At 48.0% G+C, this 20,129-nt stretch carries 17 protein-coding genes; 3 read left to right on the forward strand and 14 right to left on the reverse strand.

Going from position 1 to position 20,129, the window contains the following annotated elements:
* Window positions 1-56: 56 nt before the first annotated feature.
* The 3 genes from LOS79_RS22200 to LOS79_RS22210 form a co-directional block, all read right to left on the reverse strand.
* The gene (locus LOS79_RS22200) at window positions 57-1,343 is read right to left on the reverse strand and encodes a glycoside hydrolase family 125 protein (RefSeq protein ID WP_397386808.1); all 1,287 of its coding nucleotides are present in this window, start codon (window positions 1,341-1,343) and stop codon (window positions 57-59) included.
* Window positions 1,344-1,576: 233 nt separating this feature from the next.
* Window positions 1,577-2,725, reverse strand: a complete 1,149-nt coding sequence (locus LOS79_RS22205; RefSeq protein ID WP_315412387.1) for a GntR family transcriptional regulator — start codon at window positions 2,723-2,725, stop codon at window positions 1,577-1,579.
* Window positions 2,726-2,784: 59 nt separating this feature from the next.
* Window positions 2,785-3,825 (reverse strand): LacI family DNA-binding transcriptional regulator, encoded by a 1,041-nt coding sequence (locus LOS79_RS22210; protein WP_315412389.1) that lies wholly within the window; start codon window positions 3,823-3,825, stop codon window positions 2,785-2,787.
* A gap of 108 nt (window positions 3,826-3,933) precedes the next feature.
* Between LOS79_RS22210 and LOS79_RS22215 the strand changes: the two genes are divergently transcribed.
* On the forward strand, window positions 3,934-4,851 hold the full coding sequence (locus LOS79_RS22215) for an ROK family protein (RefSeq protein ID WP_315412390.1): 918 nt from the start codon (window positions 3,934-3,936) through the stop codon (window positions 4,849-4,851).
* A gap of 14 nt (window positions 4,852-4,865) precedes the next feature.
* A complete protein-coding gene (gene manA / locus LOS79_RS22220) occupies window positions 4,866-5,810 on the forward strand; it encodes a mannose-6-phosphate isomerase, class I (protein ID WP_315412391.1) in 945 nt (314 codons plus the stop codon).
* Between the two features lie 164 nt (window positions 5,811-5,974).
* On the opposite strand, the gene LOS79_RS22225 is transcribed toward manA, so the two are convergent.
* From LOS79_RS22225 to LOS79_RS22275, 11 genes are all read right to left on the reverse strand, one after another.
* A complete protein-coding gene (locus LOS79_RS22225) occupies window positions 5,975-6,283 on the reverse strand; it encodes a DUF4878 domain-containing protein (protein WP_315412392.1) in 309 nt (102 codons plus the stop codon).
* Window positions 6,284-6,534: 251 nt separating this feature from the next.
* On the reverse strand, window positions 6,535-7,419 hold the full coding sequence (locus LOS79_RS22230; RefSeq protein ID WP_315412393.1) for a GIY-YIG nuclease family protein: 885 nt from the start codon (window positions 7,417-7,419) through the stop codon (window positions 6,535-6,537).
* Between the two features lie 947 nt (window positions 7,420-8,366).
* Complete coding sequence (locus tag LOS79_RS22235) at window positions 8,367-12,692, reverse strand: S-layer homology domain-containing protein (RefSeq protein ID WP_315412395.1); 4,326 nt, start codon at window positions 12,690-12,692, stop codon at window positions 8,367-8,369.
* Window positions 12,693-13,068: 376 nt separating this feature from the next.
* A complete protein-coding gene (locus LOS79_RS22240) occupies window positions 13,069-13,266 on the reverse strand; it encodes a hypothetical protein (protein WP_315412396.1) in 198 nt (65 codons plus the stop codon).
* A 58-nt stretch (window positions 13,267-13,324) separates the two neighbouring features.
* A complete protein-coding gene (locus LOS79_RS22245) occupies window positions 13,325-13,519 on the reverse strand; it encodes a hypothetical protein (protein WP_315412397.1) in 195 nt (64 codons plus the stop codon).
* A gap of 13 nt (window positions 13,520-13,532) precedes the next feature.
* The gene (locus LOS79_RS22250) at window positions 13,533-14,822 is read right to left on the reverse strand and encodes an ABC transporter permease (protein WP_315412398.1); all 1,290 of its coding nucleotides are present in this window, start codon (window positions 14,820-14,822) and stop codon (window positions 13,533-13,535) included.
* Entirely contained in the window at window positions 14,815-15,717 is a 903-nt protein-coding gene (locus tag LOS79_RS22255) for an ABC transporter ATP-binding protein (protein ID WP_315412399.1), read from the reverse strand. The genes LOS79_RS22250 and LOS79_RS22255 overlap by 8 nt, the downstream gene beginning before the upstream one ends.
* 3 nt (window positions 15,718-15,720) lie before the next feature.
* Window positions 15,721-16,650 (reverse strand): ATP-binding cassette domain-containing protein, encoded by a 930-nt coding sequence (locus LOS79_RS22260; protein ID WP_315412400.1) that lies wholly within the window; start codon window positions 16,648-16,650, stop codon window positions 15,721-15,723.
* A gap of 15 nt (window positions 16,651-16,665) precedes the next feature.
* The gene (locus tag LOS79_RS22265; protein ID WP_315422383.1) at window positions 16,666-17,061 is read right to left on the reverse strand and encodes a GntR family transcriptional regulator; all 396 of its coding nucleotides are present in this window, start codon (window positions 17,059-17,061) and stop codon (window positions 16,666-16,668) included.
* Between the two features lie 55 nt (window positions 17,062-17,116).
* Complete coding sequence (locus LOS79_RS22270; RefSeq protein WP_315412401.1) at window positions 17,117-17,845, reverse strand: hypothetical protein; 729 nt, start codon at window positions 17,843-17,845, stop codon at window positions 17,117-17,119.
* A 656-nt stretch (window positions 17,846-18,501) separates the two neighbouring features.
* Entirely contained in the window at window positions 18,502-19,467 is a 966-nt protein-coding gene (locus LOS79_RS22275) for a tyrosine-type recombinase/integrase (protein ID WP_315412402.1), read from the reverse strand.
* Between the two features lie 210 nt (window positions 19,468-19,677).
* Between LOS79_RS22275 and LOS79_RS22280 the strand changes: the two genes are divergently transcribed.
* Window positions 19,678-20,106: a chemotaxis protein CheW gene (locus LOS79_RS22280; protein WP_315412403.1), complete on the forward strand. Its 429-nt coding sequence runs from the start codon at window positions 19,678-19,680 to the stop codon at window positions 20,104-20,106.
* Window positions 20,107-20,129 lie beyond the last annotated feature (23 nt).

Consider the following 20,129-nt stretch of genomic DNA (forward strand, 5'->3'; position numbering starts at 1 on the left):
AAACAGCTTCGAAAAGCACGGCCAAGCCGTCTTTCCGCTCAAGAAAAGTACAAGAGCTATTTCAATACCCGGAAGCCGCAATAATCCATAATCAGTTCGCTGAACAGCATGTTTGACCAGGAGAACCAAGGACGGGTAAACTCTCTGGAATCGTCTGCGGAGAAGCCTTCATGGGTGAGGCCGGTGTCCGCGTCTGTATCCTGGATTAATTGCAGGAGGCGTGCTTTCTCGCTTTGCTCCGGGGAGGTAAGCCCCTGCATCGATAAAGCGATGTGCCAAATATAACCTTCAGGAGTGTGCGGGCTGCCGATTCCTTCTGCAACCTTCCCTTTATAGTAATAAGGATTATCTTCACTTAAGATGAACTTCCGGGTATTTACATAAATCTCATCCTGCTCATCGGTATAGCCCAGATAAGGCAGTGACAGCAGGCTTGGAACGTTAGCATCATCCATAAGATTATAATTGCCTCTGCCGTCGGTCTCATAGGCGTAGATTCTTCCATATACAGGGTGCTCGTAAATCCCATGCTGCTGAATCCCCTGATTAATCTCATCTGCCAGCTTTAAGGCGGCTTCTGCCAGTTCATGATCACCATAGATCTCATCCGCAATTTCCTTCAGGTAGCGCAGTACCACCACTGCGAACATATTGGACGGAACCAGATAGCCGTATTCACAGTTGTCATCGCTCGGGCGGAACCCGGACCAGGTCATCCCGGTAAAAGCAGTTTCACTGCCCTTGCCTTCTCTTGCCAGCGTATCCGTAAGCGGAGCATCCAGACGCTGGAACAAGTACGGCGAATCCGTCTCATGATGCTGCTCCACTCTCCACAGCTTAATGATCTCCAGGGCAGCCCGGCGGAAGCTCTCATCGAACTGTGTAACACAGCCGCTGTTCTTCCATAGCAGGTAGCTCAGCTGAATCGGATAAGCCAGGGAATCAATTTCATATTTGCGCTCCCAGATCCATGGGCTCATCTCAGTAAGATCTTCCTGGTGGCCCTTGCCGTTCGGCTGTTCGTTGAAGGCATTGGCATAAGGATCAAGCAGGATATAATTCATCTGCCGTCTGACCAGACCGGCAATCATCTCTTCCATTTCCGGATCTTCTGCAGCAAGCAGCAGATAGGGGCGGACCTGAGCAGCCGAATCACGCAGCCACATAGCTGGTATATCACCTGTTATAACAAATGTTGTACCATCCGGTTTGCGGGAAATCGTCGTGCCAATTGTATTTATAATGCAGTCCTCAAACATTTTTTTTAGCTTTGGTGAGTCTTTTAACTCTGTTTTCACCTTTTCAATTAGGCCGTATACCGACTTTGGAATTTCATTTTGCAGTTTCAAGGGTGAAAGTGGCACCTCCAGATCGTATTATAGCAACGTCAAACGCTTTCATCATAGTAAAATATTAAATATAATATGTCAATATAATTATTGGTATATTAATTATAAATAATTCGCAAATGATATATTGTTATATGTATATTTGTGCCAATTGAAATATCAAAACAAAAAAAGCCTTCTCTGCGAAGGCTTTGCTTGTTAGTCCTGAATATACAATGTTCTTATGCTTAATGCGCTTTGACTGTTGATGCTGATCTGCCCTTCACCAGCTCAGCCGGTAAAAGAAGCCGGGTAATCGGCTGCTCATTCCCTTGCATATTGAGTACATTCTCAAACGCCTGCTTACCGATTCCGAACTGATTCTGGCGCATATGCGTGATCCGGCAGCCTTCATAGGCTTCCGGGCTGTCAAAGCAAATGACGGATAAGTCCTCCGGTATGCGCAGCCCCAGCTTGCCCGCTGCCTCTTCTACAAGCAGGGCAATATTGTACTCTGCAGCAAACAGTGCAGTAATTTCGGGATATGCCTGCAAATGCTGCACCAGCTTGCTAACATCATCTACACGGGCCTGCGGATCAAATACATTCGGCATCGTGGACGTAATCGTCTCCAGCCAGAGCTCACGGTTCACGGGCAGATTATGCTCCGCGTGGGCTTCAACAATTCCATCAATCCGTTCCTCAATTGCGGTTGTATTCGCCGGCGGCGGTGCCAGAAATCCGATATGCCGGTGGCCTAATTCGAAGAGATAACGCGTCGCCTCCTTGGCCGCCTGAACATTATCAGTGCTGACGGAGGAGGCTGGAATCCCCTTCAGATACCGGTCAATCATCACAAACGGAAACTTCTGTATCACCAGCTTCAATATCTCGGCACTGAAGTATTCCCCCTGCGCAGGGAAGATAATCAGGCCGTCTACCCCAAGCCCAAGCAGCTGCTGGATGGTCTTCTCCTCGAGTTCAGGAATCCCGAAGGAGCGGCGCACAACCAGGAAGCAGTCATTCTCCCGTGAAGCTTCTTCCATTCCGTATATTAGCTCTGTGCCGTACATATCACTGAAGTTAGTAATCACCAGCCCGATAATTCTTTTCTTGCCGGATCCCCGGGCATTCTGCTGGCTGTCATAAGGCTTCATTGATGCAGAATTGAAATCTGCCACAAAGGAGCCCCTGCCCGGCTGGCGGATAATTAATTGCTCATCAGCCAGCATTTGCAGCGCTTTTTTCGAGGTAATCCGGCTGACCCCAAATTCACTGCAAAGCTCTTTCTCCGACGGGACCCGGTCCCCGATCTTATATTCATTCCTTGTTATCCGCTCCCGAAGCGTCTGAAAAATCATCTCATACATCGGTTGCGAGCCTGAGTCATTGGCCATAATCAAGCACCTCCATTGCAGCTCTCTCTAAAAGACATAACCTAATATACCATGTTATATTAGGAATGTGAAGAATGGTTTGGCTCCATTACGGACTTACGGATAATCAGTGTAGGGCGGATATAATGCCGCAGCATTTCCCTGTTAGCACTTTTAAGGGATAACAGCATTTCGGCTGCCGCTTCACACATTTGTTCTTTTTCCACCCGCATGGTGGTCATGCCCGGCCCGCTATCCTCTTCGTAATGAAGATCATCAAAGCCGACAATCGAGATATCGTCCGGAATTCTCAGCCCGCGCTTCCGCAGCTGTCTGGCCAGCAGATAGGCAATCCGGTCATTCCCGCAAAAAAATGCTGTCGGATAGGTGTCCAGCCCATTCAGATAATCCTCAATCTCCTGCTCCGTATCCTGAAAGCCGGCGGAGTATACCATGATCGTACCTGTATCCAGGGGAAGGGATGACTCCTGCATTGCACTCCAGTATCCCAGCCAGCGCTCCTCATGACTGGTTGTAAGATTGGCCGGACCGATAAACCCGATTCTGCGGTGACCGGAACGGATCAGCAGCTTCACTGCCTCGTAGGCTCCTTCCGTATTTGCGGAAGCAACCACCGGACAGGGCAGCTCCCGGTGATAGGAGTCAAACATCACGAGCGGTGTATCCAGCTCCCAGACAAGCCGGGCATAAGCCTTATCGACAATTCCGAACAAGATGATTCCAGCATATGAGACTTCCTTACATGCCTGCGGCAGCTGAAGCTTTGCTTCCATTTCAGCATCAACAGGTGATATTACGGCAGTAAGCCCTCTCTTGCGGATGCTTTTCTCGAGTCCCCAGATCAGATCATGGAAAAATCTGAAGTGATCATTATCCTGATACCCCATAATCCGCTCCGGCATCAGGATCAGAACATTCCCGCCGGCAGATGTGCGCTCTGCAAACTGGCCATACCCCATTTCCTGAGCCACCTGTAAAATCCGGTAGCGCATCTCCTCACTGACGCCCCTTTTATCCTGGAGAGCAAGTGAAACCGCATTTTTTGAAATATGCAGCCGATCGGCAATATCCTGCATCGACACCTTCTTTTTACGGGCCATTGATCTTTTCAATCCCTTCAATACGTGATAAGCTTAAACAAAATTTACTTTACAAATATCACATTTGTCAAGTTTGTCAAGTAAAATGAATATCAGGAGGACTTTGTTGTGAATTATGCAATGGGTATTGATATCGGGGGCACCAAAACAGCCCTGGGCCTTGTCTCCCCGGAAGGACAGGTATTGTCCAAAACCTCTCTTCCTACAGACCTGTCGGTTACACCGCCAGAAATGGTCGATAAGATTGCTGCCGCAGTAACTCAGCTGCTCTCAGATGCAGGTCTGCAGGAGTCTGACCTGAAAGGAATTGGTATCGGGGCTCCCGGCCCGCTGAATACCAGGCTTGGCCAGATTGCGGAGCCGCCCAATCTCCGCAGCTGGTGGAACTTCCCCGTTGTCGCTGCATTCAAGCGGCACTTTCAGGCACCTATTGTACTGGAGAATGATGCGACAGCTGCGGCTCTGGCCGAGAAATGGGTAGGAGCAGCCGCTTCTGCCGAGCATTTCATTTATATTACCATCAGCACCGGTATTGGGGCGGGAATCTACAGCCATGGCAGACTGATTACCGGAGCCACCGGAAATGCCGGTGATATCGGACATATCGTCATTGATCCAGCCGCAGGGCTGTGCAGCTGCGGACAGCACGGATGCTTTGAATATATCGCCTCCGGAACAGCAATTGCAAGGGAAGGCAGCCGGCTGCTGGGCAGACAGGTAACTTCCAAGGAAGTATTTGAGCTGGCCTTCTCCGGCCGGGATACTGCAATCAAAGCATTGGTTGACCGGGTATTCGGCTATATCGCCACCGGCTGCGTCACACTCATCAATACCTTTGACCCGGAATTGCTCGTTATCGGAGGCGGTGTCTCCCAGGTAGGCGAGCCCTTGTTCGGAGCCGTCCGTAATTATATCCAGCGTCATGCCCTGAATCCTTCCGGCCGCGATACCGCCGTTGTTCCTGCCGCCCTTCAGCAGGATGCCGGCCTGATCGGCGCAGCAGCACTTATTCATATTACTTATTAGAGGAGTGTCAGTGAATGAATCAGCCAATCTTTTTACAGCCTGTATACCAGGAACGTATTTGGGGCGGAACCAAGCTGAGAGACTTGTTCGGTTACCCGATTCCAAGTGATTCTACCGGAGAATGCTGGGCCATCTCAGCACATCAGAACGGCCAGAGTACAGTTAAGGGCGGTCCTTACGAGGGGATGGAGCTGGGGCAATTATGGAGCTCTCATCCGGAGCTGTTCCGTTCGGCTTCCCCGGTGTTCCCTCTGCTTATCAAGCTCCTGGATGCGTCAGATGATTTGTCCGTTCAAGTACATCCGGATGACGAATATGCAGGGAAGCATGAGAACGGTGAGCTGGGCAAGACGGAATGCTGGTATATTGTCGATGCAGAGCCGGGGGCGGTAATTATATACGGCCATGAAGCTGCCACGAGAGAGGAATTAGAACAACGGATCGAACAGGGGGAGTGGGATCAGCTGCTCACCAAGGTTCCTGTGAAGCCGGGAGACTTCTTCTATGTGCCAAGTGGAACGATACATGCCCTTGGTAAAGGGATCGTTGTTCTTGAGACCCAGCAAAGCTCCGATACTACCTACCGTGTCTATGATTATGACCGCCGGGACAAGGATGGCAATCTGCGCGAGCTTCATCTGGCGAAAGCCATTGACGTTACAACGATCCCGCAGGCCTACGAGCCCGCAGCTTATAATACCAGCAAGCTCGATGGCTTAACCGCGACCCGCTTTGTCTCGAATTCCTTCTTCACTGTCGAGAAATGGGAAGTATCCGGGACAGCCCCCGTGCCTGCGAATGAGAATTATGTGCTCATAAGCATCATTGAAGGCGAGGGTTCCCTCCTGCACAGGGAGAACCATTATAAGCTGAACAAGGGTGACCATCTCATCCTGCCGGTTCAGTTCGGACCTTATCAGCTACAGGGCGAGCTTCAGGCTATAATATCGCATGAATAGCAGATAAGCGGCGCTACACAGCTGAATGATCAATATAGACAATGGCGGAGCAGGACCTGTAAGTAAAACCTTGTTCCGCCGTTGTTAATAACTTTTGGTTAATTTCATCTTGTCCAATCGCTTGATCGTGTCTTTCATCGCTTCTCTTCCCCGCAGAGACCACTTTAAATCCTATCATTCACTTTCCATACACCATCTACTTTTACTGCGGAATAAATAGTTGAATCTTCTCCTCCATTATCCCAAGAGTGGTGAACCTCCACTTCATATTCATCCGTATTTATTTTGCTCATTTGCTTAATTTCATAGTCTGTTAGACTTGCCCGCTCCTTACTAATTTCAGCATACTGCTGCTTCATTTCGTCGATAGATTTACTTTCAGAAGTATCTCCGGAACACCACATGTACACTCTCGCAATATATTCATCCGATGCATAAACGCTCCACTTATAGATATCATTGAAATGATTCATGTAGCCCACAACCACATTGTTCAGTTCTGGATCATCACTTAGGTTCTGCTGCTTATTACTATTTGCGCAGGAACACAATAACAGTACACAAGAAATTATGAATAATCGTCCCACAGTCTTACTCTGAACAACATCCGGTCTTAGCGGCTTTAAATCAGATTACTTAACAAAATTACATTAGATGTTTTTATCGTTGTTTGCTTAATGTTCAATAATCAATATAATTATAAAGAAATAAACTATATCACACTTTACAAAACAACTTGCTTTTTTAAATATTCTTCGTTACGCAAACACTCGATAGTTGAATAATTTACCAATGCATCATAAACTCCCCTCTCAGCTAAAAACCGATTAAACTTTTGAAGTTTTTCGATGGTAGATTCGAAATCCCAGCCATACTTGTACATATGTGATCGTATAACATTTAGATTAAACTCCAAAGACTTTATAGCACGATCTTTTGCTATTTCGCTTAAAGTTGATTTTGCATTTAAAAACCCTATTTCATTTAATGTTACCATTTGAAAAATATTGCCGTATCTCTCCATGGTCTTTGGCTTCCTCGCAGCTGAGATTCCTCCAATACCATTCCAGATAGGCAACTTGGAGAACTTTTGTCTATATTCTTCTAAAACCGCTCCCTCAATTATTTTAATTTCTTCATCTTTTTTATAGAAGAAGCTACCTGAACTGTGTATAAAGGGGCTTTGTACAAGGATAGAATATCCCAGCTTTTCTTTTGACTTAAAGTAGTCAGTTATTTCTTTATACTTTGTACCAGCAGACTTTTTTACTTTTAATAAGGAGTTATGCTCACCAAATCTACGTTTTAAGTTATTTGAGATCCCAATATACATTATCTCTTTTGTGTAATAATCCCAAAAGAAATATAAACCAAAGCTATCGAAAGAAATTTCATCTTTATTATTGCATACATTATTTAATAAATTTAAAACAGTTGGTGCTTCATGCTTTTCGTAAGAATTAACAATGATCGTTCCAAATAAATTTGTGCCATTAAATAATTGATCTATACCATTTCTAATCTCACCACTACCATTTATTGGAAATGTCTCATTTATTAAACTTCCAAACTCAGGATCGCTTATGAATTGATTAAAATCCTTAGACATTAATATCACCTATAAAATTATATTATTTTAAATATATTTTACTATATAGATTGAACTAAAAAACTTTAGAAAAGAGAGTCGGTGGGAGGGATATGTAGGGGCACTAGCGACCTCCTGAGTTACAGAATGTTCACCATAAACAGCGGCCGGAAGTCCAAAACTCATCTTTAAGCGGAAAATCATGTAAAATGAGCTGACACGCGCAGGTAAATAAGGTGAGTGTGCCCTCCATTAAGAAAAGCAGCCAGCCACGCAATGGGTGTTCAAGTGACGAGCGTAGCGTTACGGACATGAGAGACGTTAAGCCCGAGGAAAGGTACCTGAGTGCCGGACTTGCGGACATGAGCGCCGTTATTTCACCGGAAAAGTGGAGTTTGCCTATGAAAAGCGGCGGATAAGGGCCGTCATGTCCGTAAACCCGCCCAAATGACCTTTTTTGAGCGAATAAAGGCTGTGGCGTCCGTATGGGTCAGCTTGGGATTGGATTTGAACCAGACAGATGACATTGGCCCTCTATAACCAGCTCCACCCTGAATACAACAGAATGAATTCCGGCAGTTCAGCAAGAAGCTCCTTGGGCATTCTTGTATCCTAAATCAACATATAGCTTCCCAGTTCAAGCATATATACAGTAAAAATAAAAAAATATAAAAAAATGTATAGTAAATAAATAATACTATCCTGACGGTTCTATGAAGTTTTAATCCAATAAAATTACAATAATTTCGATACTTGTAAGTACAGTAAGAGAATATATTATTCCTACTCCATAGATTCGCCCCATAACAAACAAAATCTCAGCTGAATTGTACCGTGATTCCCTTCACTTAAACTCTGGAGTAGGACATTACCTCACAACGGCGATTATATTTTGATATTAAAAACACTAAAAAGCGCAGCTCCGGAAATTCCGGAAGGCTGCGCCGTATAACATTTCTCCCAATTGACTATTCCACTTGATTCTCCAGCAGATTCACAATTAAGGTCACCGCTTCTGCCCGCGTTGCAACCTGGTTAGGGGCAAAACGGTTTTGTCCGATTCCGCTGATTAGAGTTCTCTCTACAGCTGCGGCAACGTACGGTACCGCCCACTTAGGGACATCACCTGCATCTGCAAAGTTCAGCTTAGCCTGTGGATCTACTGTCACTCCCAGAGATCTGACGATCATCACCGTTAACTCTGAACGGGTTAGCTTCTGTTCCGGCCGGAAGCTTCCGTCAGCATAACCGCTGACAATTCCGGCTGATGCAGCCTGAGCCGCGTAAGATCTGGCCCAAGCCGGAATATCATTCATATCTTTAAAAGCTCCGGCTCCAGTGTCCGGAAGCTTAAGTGCACGGGCAAGCATCGTGACGAATTCTGCCCGGTTCACTTCACGGTTCGGACGGAAGGTATTATCCGCATACCCGTTGACGAAGCCGGCTGCAACTGCCTTTTGAATAGCTGCTGCTGCCCAGTGACTGTCTGCATCAGACATTACCAGCCCCGCTGCAGGACTGCTTCCGTTGCCAGCCGGTGCAGCTGATGGTGCAGCAGTGGCTGACGGTGCAGGCGCCGGGGTAACAGCAGGCGTTGGCGTTGGCGCCGGAGTAGCTGCTGCTCCAGTCGATCCTCCAGTTACAGGAGGTAATGTCGGTGCTGCCGTTGGTGCTGGTGTTGGTGTTGATGTTGGTGTTGGCGTTGGCGTCTCCGGATCCGGTGTTTCTCCTCCGGATTCCTTCTTCAGAATACCAAACTGTTCAATAATGTAAGGCTCAGCATTGTCCTTATTCTGGTCAATCTCATAGGACACTGCAGTCAGCTTATCTCCATCGACTGTAATGCCAACGAAATTCTGGATCTGGCCGCGCTTTGGACGCGAGCTGTCGCTTGGATCGGGCCCGTAAGGCGCGGCATGGTTTTCTTCAGCCTTTTCGAAGAGATTGTAATACGCATCCCCGAGGGCTTCCTTCTTGTTCTTATAATAGACCTTCGCTCCAGCCGTAGCCGGTATCAGATAGATGGCCCCATCCGGATTCACAGTATACTCTACTGTTGTCCCGTTCAGGGATTCGGTGATTTTGGTTGCAGCTGCAGCAGTTCCATCTGCCTGGATAGGCTTCGTACGCGCATAGATATGGTCATGTCCCTGCAATACGAAATCGATACCCAGCTCAGCCATAAGCGGGGCAATCTTTGCCCTTACCCCGTTCGCACCCATAATATCCTTATCGGTAGCGTGATTAGAGGTTGTGTAAGGTCCTTTATGAATGTTAACAATAATCCAGCCTGCTCCGGCTTCCTTGGCCGATTTCACATCTGCCTTAAGCCATTCTACCTGGTCTGTACTGAAATTGGCATAGGCTTCAGAATCCTCATTGCTGTTCAATACAACAAAATGGGCATTACTGTAATCATACGAATAATATGCTCCAGTTTCTGTTGCCGAGCCTGGTGCCTCCTGAATATTGAAATGCTCATAGAATGCATTAGCTTCATCTTCATGGTTACCAGCGGATGGAACAATTGTGGTATTAAGCAAACTGTCTTGAGAGTGGCCAAGCAGCCAATCCCATTGGGTCTCCTTCGTTCCGGTATCCACAATATCTCCGTTATGAACTACAAACTGTGCATCCGGCACTGTTGTCAGAGCCTTTGCAAGAGTCTCTGAGGACAGAATGGCTTCATCCTCAGTCTTGGCCTGTGTGTCCGCAAGGTCAATGAAAGTAAATGCACCTGACTCAGGCGCTGTACGGAAGGTACCTGCGGCACTCCAGATCCCCAGGGATTGATCCCCCACACGGAAATAATAAGAGGTGTCAGCCTTGAGTCCGGTGGCTTCCGCTTTGTGCACCAATTCTTCCTTGGCATTAGTGGAAGCTGCTGAGCGCCCGCTAAAAGCAGTGGCTTCCGCAAAGTCCGGCGCTGTTTGCGTCCGCTCTACAACCTGCAAGTCATTATTCTTCGCACTTAGCGGTGTATACCAAGTGAACCCCTTGGCACTGCGCGGATCACCATGATAAGTCACAGTCACTTTGCTCACGGCCGGCTGGCTGGCAATAACACCCTCAGACTGATTCCGGCCGCTTACAGCCTTAATTACAAACTGGTAATCCCGTGAAGGATCCGAGTTATCTACAGTATAGCTGTAAGTTGTTGTTCCTGTTTCCGTTGATATTACAGTGTTCCAGTTAGCTCCAAGCAGATCGTTATTCTCATATACCCGGTATCCGGAGACCGGCAGCTCAGTAGCGGGAGCTTCCCAAGTCAATGTCAGCTTGCCGTCTGCACCTGTAATCATTTGAGCATTCTGAACAGCAGGCACAGTTACATCTGACTTATGGATACTGTATCCATCATAGAGATCTGAAGTTCCTCCGGTTGTTGTTGTATACGCCTTGTAGCTCAAGTCATTATCTGTAACGGTGAACCCCGTAAACATTTCTTTACCCGGCTGCTCGTATTTAGCAGCAAACGGGAAGGGGCCGGAAGCAACGTTATATTTCTTGTTGCCTGCAGCATTCGTAATCAGATAAAGCGTTCCCTCAGGATCGGTGACCGTACCGTCTGAATCCGGAACAATATCTGTCAAAGGCTCGTTATTCAGCATTTGATAACTCCGGGTGTACGTATGATCATGTCCGCCGATGACCATATCGACACCAAGCTCATCGAATACTTTCGTCAATTGCGAACGATAGAACAATACATCCTTATCATCGGTATGACTTGCTACCGAATACGGGGATTTATGCAGCAGCACAATCTTCCACTGTTTATCCGTTTTGGCTACTTCACTGCGCAGCCATTCCACTTGCCTGGAATAGATTTCATTATTTTCAGCGCTGGAGCTTTCTCCGTAATACTCTGTGTTAAGAACCATAAAGTGCGCCGGGCCGTAGTCCATAGAATATACTGAACCATCGGGTTTAGCCCCTGTATTCGAAATGTTCGGAAGATTGAAATGTCCAGTGAAATTGCTGTAGTTCTTGCTCTCATGATTACCAACCAGCGGAACCAGCGGGATGTTCTTCAGAATATCCTTCGGCTTGGCGAAGAACCAGCCCCATTGGTCTTCAATGTCACCATGGTCCACCAAATCTCCAGTATTCAGAATAAACTGTACGTCCGGGAATTTCGCTAGACCTTCCTGGAGGGTGTGATTCCAGATGTCAAAATCCTCTTCAGTGGTTCCTTGGGAATCTGTAGTGTAAAGGAACTGATACGCCGGGTTCACCGCTGCTTCGGTCGTGAACGTTCCAATATCACTCCAGTTGCCGTCTTGCCCATCACCTGCGCGGTAGGCATATTTTGTGCCCGGCTTCAAGTTCTCCGCAATGACTTTGTGGCTGGAGATTACAGAAGTAATCCCGGCTGACTTATCTGCTCTGGACTGGTAGATGTTCGCAGTTAGCGAGGTGCCCTCAAAAGTAAGAATTCCTTCTGCCGGAAACTCATTTCCCTGAAGCGCTGCAGCTTCTACCACTTCAAGTGTAGTCCCCGTTACCGTTTCAGGAGCATACCAGGCAAAACCCATGCGTGTCTGAGGATCTCCGTTAAAGGTCAGTGCAAGGGATTCCGGCTTGCCTTGACCAGGCAGCACCGGCTCAGCCGCCGGATAGGCAATCAATTTCATATCCCAATATAGATCTGAGCTGCTTGCACTGGTTTGATGGACCTCAGCCGCAAGCTCATTGATGCCGTCCTTCAGATTTGCCTTCACAACATCAGCCAAGTTTACCTTGGAGATATTGGGATCACTCTTATTGTAAGTACTCTTGGTCAAATAATTAATCGCTCCGGCAGGCATGCCTTCACGATAGATTTCTGTACCGTTTAAATACAAGACGAAGCCGTCATCGAATCCGAATGTCCCTTCGATCTTATCAAAAGCGCTTAATTGCTCTTTATCCATATTGATATTCGTACGGAAGTACGAAGTGATATACTTATTTGATTTATTACCGCCATAGCTAATCTCAGTATTAAGCGGGCCGAATGTTGTAGTACTTACTCCAGTTCCGTCATGCTTGTAGCCCAGGGGGGCCTGTCCAATTTTCCAGTTGGAGTCATCATAGACTGCCTGCCAAACGGTGCCCTGATCACTTCCGTTATCTACATATCTCCAGTTCGAGTTTCCTTCCAGCAATGTAATCGGCTGCTCTGCTTGACTCTGAAGCGCTCCGCCATCATTAACATTCTCCGCCAGCGCCGTCATTCCATTGGTGCCGATTCCCAATACCATGATTAGGATCAGCATCACGGAAAGTGACTTGTTGATAAAATTCTTCAATTCATTGCCTCCTTATTCGTAAAATTTATTATTTGCATACCGGTTCATTCTAACCAGCCATTGTTTTCACAATGTTCACAAATAGGTAGTTTTACGTAAAGCCCATTTTGTATGGGCAGATGCAATATTGTCTGGCTATTGCTGCAAGCCATCAAATCCACGCAAATCTTCAGGTTTCCAGAACAAAATCACCCTAACGGGTAGATCAAAACTTATCCCCAACTTTATACACACCTTATCCACACCAGACGAAAATCATAATTTCCTAAACCATAAAAAAGCCCACCCGTCTCCAGACGAATGGACTTTGTACCTGCTGCCATATAGGTTGAAATATACCGGGCCCTTACAGAGCTGATTGTTAACTTATGAGCTCTTACTCTGTTTTGCTAAACCGGTTATTCTTGCGGAATATCAAGAGTGCCAGCAGCATGATGCCAATCCCCCCGCCCGTCATGATGCCCCGCACAATATCACTCAACGCTGCTCCGGCAGATTGGGCGATTAGCCCTGCAGCGATGAGCACCCAGCCAAAGAATATCAGTAACGCTAATTTCAGCTTCTCCTTTTCCATCCAAGACACTCCTCATAAGGATAATCGTCCAACAGCCTGCTCTGATCAATATCCGGTCTTAACGGCTTTGCTTTTGATATCTTCCATAGACCAGAAGGCTGACCACCATACCCGCAATCCCTATACCCGTTAACAAACCTTGTGAAAAATCGATCAGATTGCTGCCGTTTGATTCAATAATCCGGCTTGCCGTCAGTGCAAGAAAAGAACCTGCAAATAACATTCCCACATTTTGCTGTTGTATATTTTTCATGATTACCCGCTCCTTATATTTTATAAGCTTTCATAGCTTTTCTGATCTCTTTGATACTAGGACGCTTGCCGTACATCAGTACACCGGTGCGGTAGATCTTGGCGGCGAGCCAGCCGAAGATGAAGGTTGTTACCAGCAGAATCGCCAGTGAGACGATGATCTCCCAGGTGGCTACTTGACCGAGACCAATCCGCAGCAGCAGACTGAGTGACGAAGTGAATGGAACATAGCTTGCTACCTTAACCAGCATGGTGTCAGCGTTTGAGATGCTGAACAGCGGAACGTAGAAGCTGACGAAGCCAATCATCATTACCGGCATAATGGCCTGCCCCAGATCCTCTGTCCGGCTGACAATCGAACCTACAGCAGCATACATAAGGGCATACAGGAAGTAACCGAGAATATACAGAATCAATCCGTAGATCAGAATACTTGCATTCAGCTGTCCCAGATCCAGGTCGAAATCAGTCATTACACTGGAGTTATGCGGCAGCATCAGGTTCAGGGCGATACTGGCTGCTATAATTCCGATCTGCAGCAGGCCGACGAGGAAGATCCCGATTACCTTGCCGAACATTTGCGTCAGCGGCGAAGCGCTGGTAATGAGAATTTCCATGATACGCGAGCTTTTCTCTGAAGTAATCTCCGCAGCAATCATGTTACCGGTCATCATCACGGACATGAAGAACAGCATCAGCAGAACATAGACAACAACATAATTGATGACCGGCTTGCTCTCTGCCTGGTCCGTGCCTTCAGCCGTGTCACCGGCAAGCTGCTCGGTTCCGATGGAGACCGGAGCGAAGATTGCGGCCACCTGGCTCTCAGTCAGCTTATCGCCAACGATCAGCCCGGTATTCACCTGCTGTAATGCACCCTGCAGGTACATCTGTACACTGCTGTCAAGCTCCCCGTCCTTGCTGTGATAAGTAACCGGCGGCACCCCTTCACTGCTCTCTGCAGCAAATGTCAGATAACCCTCAATATCCCCTTTATCCAGCCCCTGCTTCAGCGCAGCATCATCTGCAGAAGTGAAGGCTGTGAAAGTGACCGGGTCGGCTGTTTCAGCCGGCGGTGTGTAGGCTACAAGAAGCTCTGCAGGCCGGTAACCCTGCTCGGCAACAACACCGATCTGTGTGCCGCTCTTAGCATTATCGTCTTCACCTTTGAACACTTTAATCAGGTAAGGGATATTCATCCCGATGCTCAGCAGAAGCACCAGAATCAGGGTTGTAATCATGAATGATTTCGTTCTGACTTTATTCCGGAATGTAAAGTTAATAATCGTCCCCATTTTATTCATTGGATTCACCCACCGCTCTGATAAAGATTTGGTTTAGTGTCGGTTCCTTAATTTCGAAATGCTCTACCTCGCCCTGAGCCATTGCCTGCTGAAGGATCCGCTGTGCGGCTCCGATCTCGCTAATGGACAACAGGTATCCCCGCTCCTGCCGCTCCACCTTAGTCACTCCGGCAATCCCAGCAAGCCCGTTCACTTCTCCAGCCGTCCGCAGGACGACTTCCTCACGCGGATACCCTTTCTTGATCTCCCGGATATCCCCCTGGACTACGGTGTTCGAGCGGTCAAGGATGGTAATATTGCGGCACAGCTCCTCTACATGCTCCATCCGGTGGGTGGAGAACAGAATGCTTGTGCCCTGATCCCGCATCTCTCTGACAGTCTCCTTAAGCAGCTCCACATTTACCGGATCGAGGCCGCTGAAGGCTTCATCCAGAATCAGAATCTTCGGCTTATGAACAACAGCGGCGACGAAGCCCATTTTCTGCTGATTGCCCTTGGACAGCTCTTCAATCTTCTTATTGTAGTATTCCGGAACATCGAACCGGTCCAGCCAGTAGCGCAGGCTCTTGTCCGCATCACTTGCTGACATTCCGCGCAGCCGGGCCAGGTAGATAATCTGGTCGCTCACTTTAACCTTAGGGTACAACCCACGCTCCTCCGGCAGATAACCCATCAGATGCTGCAGCTCCGTGCTGTACGGCTTGCCGTTATAAAGAATCCGGCCTTCATCTGGATAGATCAGCCCCAGTACCATACGCATAGTCGTCGTTTTGCCGGCGCCGTTTGCTCCCAGCAGACCGTAAATTTCGCCTTGTTCCACCTTCAGACTGATTCCGTTGACTGCCGTCTTCTCTCCGTACTGCTTCACTACCTGTTCCAAATGCAAAGCTTCCATTCCTTATTCCCCTCTCTTCTGGTCGATCAGAACCGGACGATGTCCCCGGGTCCATAAGCTTAGAATTTCATCCAGCTCCAGGCTGCGGCTCTTCAGTACCTTTACGCCCAAATCCTGAATGCGTTTCTCATATAGATAGATTTGCTGGGTCATAAAGGATGCCACGCCCGGCGTTTCCAGCTTGAGCTCCACCGCCTGCGGCAGCTCTGCCGCCAGCTCCTTCATTTCCTGCTCCCCCTCCACCTGGACCCACATTTCACTCCAGGAGCCGAACAAACTGTCCTTCTCGGTCATGCCGAGCAGCTGCCCCTGATGCATCAGCACGATATAATCTGCAAGTCTGCGCACCTCTTCAATAATATGGGTAGAGATTATAATCGTAGCCTCATGCTGCTCCATATAGTTCTGCAGGGTCTCAATCATAATTTTCCAGGCAAAAGGGTCAAGGCCAGAGGACGGCTCATCCAGCAGCAGCAGCCGGGGCTTCGCGGCCAGCGCCGCAGCGATCTCGAATTTGCGGCGCTCACCCTTGGACATCTTGCCCAGTCTGGCATGGCGCGGCACCTCGAACCTCAGCATCAGCTCCTCATAATAGCTGTGGTCCCAGGATGGATACCAATGGCGGCGGAATTCCGCAGCTTCATCGGCCGTCCAGAAATTCTCCTCATTCTGCGGGAGCTCCGGTACGTAAGCTATATTCTGGCGGAGTGCAAGCGGCAGTCCGTCCTTATAAGCCTCTCCGAACCAGCGGATCTCGCCCTCTCCGGGGAACGCCAGCTGCAGCAGCATGTGCAGCAGGGTGCTTTTACCTGAGCCGTTCTGGCCTACCAGGGCAGTAATATATCCTTGCGGCAGGCCCAGATTCAGCGGCCCTACCGTCTTGCTGCGCCGCTTCTTGCATACATTCCGCAGTTCTACAGCTTGCTGTACCATGAGATCCCCCGTCCTTTAATTCGGCTTCCCGTATTTGTCTTTCACAATCACCATGAACAGCTGTGTAAGCTCTTCTTCGCTGCACTGTACAGACAGGCCGACATCCACTGCACTCTCCAGCGCCTTGCGGATAGCTTCCTGCTTATAACCCGCCATCGCTCCATCTCCAACATGGGAGACGAAGGTGCCTGTTCCCTGCCTCGTCCTCAGCAATCCTTCATTCTCCAGATCCTGATAGACCCTGCGGACTGTAATCACACTGCATTTCAGATCACCGGCGAATTCGCGGATGGAGGGAAGAAGTGTCCCCTCAGTTATTGTCCCGGAGATAATCAGCGATCTCAGCTGGGTCTCGATCTGATGATACAGCGGCTCTGCACTGTTCTCGTTAATTTGTATTGGTATCCACATCATTCACACCCGCCTTCCGAGGCTCCGGCTTCCCGGATGAACGCCCTGCCCCGTCTCATACGAGATCGCGGCTCTTCAACCGGTGAATCGTCCATCTGGAGAACAGCTGCACCGATAATGTACCCAGCAGCAGCGATCCCCACATCAGCGGTGATAACAGCCCCCATTCCTTTGAGACAGCAACACTGGACAATAGCATATTGCCTCCAGCCAGCCTGATCAGTCCCGCAGCACCTATACCCAGAAACATGACAGCGATCATATTTACGAAGTACATTTTGCCGCTGACCGAGAACTCGATAAAAATGAATAATCCGGCAATGATCAGACCGAAGCCGATCCAGGTGAGGGCAAATGCGAGATATGCGGGTACCGGCAGCTCTCTGCGGATACTTGCGCCAATGGCATAGATTAAACTGAAGTACAACGCACCGTTTACGGTGAAGGCGAACAGTGTATTCAGCTGCCTCCGGCAGAGAATGACCGCAGCCGGGACCGGCAGCGTCCGCATATAAGCCAGCAACCGGGTATAGGTATCATCTGCCAGGTACTTCATGTTTCTCCTGGAGAAGGTGACTCCCATTATGCATATAATCGTAACCAGCAGAACATCGCTGATCAGCTTTCCCTCCCCCAGGCTGACTGCATCATCGAATATCATGCCGCCCATTACGGCCATGTACCCCATGAATAAGACGGCGAACAGCAGCGCCCACAGCAGCTTCAGCCGGTCACCGCGGAAATCACTGCGTACGATGACCCATGCATGCTTTAACGTTGTCATAACCTCTAACCTCGCTTTGTTAGTTCTTGAGCGACAGGGCAGCAGATTCACGATGCTTCAGTGTTCATCTCTCTGTGCTTACTGTATATATCTATATACACAGTATATGTCCTTAATTTACCAATGTCAACTCATATCATTCTTATTTTATTTATTTTTTCTTCACGCTCTTCACGACTTCATTCCCGCCTAGCCGATTCATTGATCAAACGATGCTGCATACGAAAAAACCCCCACGGAGGAGGCAGGTTTTGGAGCCGGTTTATTTGCATACAATTTCTTGGACAGGTTAAACGACTTCGCTTGAAACAGGGGTATGTGGGTTGTTATATAAAAAGGGGCTGGAAATAAAGGTTCTGAGTCAAAATGCGGGATAGAGTGGTAATAGTTTCTAAATATTAATCCGCCTGTCTTCAAGCGCAGGCACGCTTTAACAACAGCTAATTTTACCATATTAGGAATTATTATATTATGTATGTCATGGCGTTTTTTGTCGTACAATATCACTTATGCGACGTTTTTCAGCTAAAAATAAGAGGTACACTGCACACTTGCGCATAATAAGCGGCAATGCGTTCATTATAGGTCATTTCCTTACTTCTGTATAGAAACTTTCCCGTTTAACTATACATCTGCATTTTTTGCAAAATATTGTCTTATTGAATAAACATCCGCAGGCTGTCCTCCACAAAATCCGGGGCAGCCTTTTGAATTTGCTGAACCGTGTGGAGATAACGCTGAGTGGTATTAATGTGGGAATGTCCCAGCGATTCCTGGACTTGTTGAAGCGAGGCACCTTGGAGCAGCGCAAGCGTAGCATTAGTGTGGCGCAGCCAATGCGGAGTAAGTTTTTTCTCAATCGAACTCGCTGCTCCGGCACTCTTGATAATTCGCTCCACCTGTCTTGAGGATAGCGGGAACATCCGTAGTTCAGGAGTGAGCCCCTTCTTCTCCGACAGGTTACCCGATAACCGGGAGTAGAGCTGCCAGAGGGTCGGGGGCACCTTAATCTCTCTGCGCTTGCCGCCTTTGGCATTCTCAATTGTCAGCCAGACAGAGGTTTCCAACAGATCCTTGTGGAAATCCCCCCATTTCATCGCCGTCAGCTCCGATACACGCAGCCCCAATACCACCAGCGTTAGCCCGATAAGATAATTACGAATTCCTTGCCTCTCCAGCTCACCCAGCAATTCCCCTACCTCTCTTTTGGTTAAGAAATTTTTCCGGCTGGTAATTGTTATTTTGGGGATACGCACACTCAAGGTCGGATTCACTGTAAAGATACCGATATGCTGGTTACTTCCCCATTTATAGAATGATTTCAACGGAGCCAGGAATGCGGCGATGCTTGCCGGAGCCAATTGCTTTGGATAGCTGTAGCCTCCCTGTGTCAGAAAAATTTTATACGCCTCTATCTCCCTCCAGGTAACCGCCCTCAAGGATGTACCTGCAATAAACTTGCGGAAATCAGCGATTGCCCGCTTATAATTACGGCCTGTATTCGCGTTAGTGCAGCAGGTAGCCACAAACATCTGAACAATTTGATCATCGCTGATATAACCTTCTGCCGAGTAAACCAAGCTTAACGGGGCATTGCCCGATTCGGTCTGTTTCATTGTCATTTCATCGCTCCTCCACAATAAAAAACGTCGCATAAGTGATATTGTACGACATTTTTGCGGTATTTTGTCGCATTATCACACACTGCATTGCTGAAAGACAGAGCAACGCAAGAGCAGCAGAATCATTGAACTCCAAGCAGAAAAGGAAAGGAGGCCATGCAGAATATCCGCTGCAGCACACGCTATTATTTGAGATAACGGAGGTAAAATATGGATTCTGCCGTACAAAGGCAATATGTTGAATTCGGGGTAGATAATGAGCATTACGCCATCCCTATCTCTGATGTCCATGAAATTATAAGAATGCAGGAAATCACAGATATTCCGAACGGCCGCCACTATGTAAAGGGCATTATCAATTTGAGAGGAAGAATTGTACCGGTGCTCAGCCTGAGGGTTCTGTTAGCTATGGACGAAGTATCCAGTACAAAGCATACTCGCATTCTGGTGGTCCATCATCTGGAGGAAGCGATCGGGGTCATAGTCGACAAGGTGAATAAAGTAACTACCTTTAACGATATCCAGCCCGCGCCTGACAGCATCGCCGGAATAAGCGGTTCCTTCTTCAACGGTGTCGGCTTCTCTTCTTCGGAACTGGTCGGAATTCTGAAGCTGGACGAGATACTGCTGCGCAACTAATCAAAGGTTACACGGAGAGAAGG

It is taken from the genome of Paenibacillus sp. MMS20-IR301, from assembly GCF_032302195.1.
Classification (GTDB): Bacteria; Bacillota; Bacilli; order Paenibacillales; family Paenibacillaceae; genus Paenibacillus_AQ.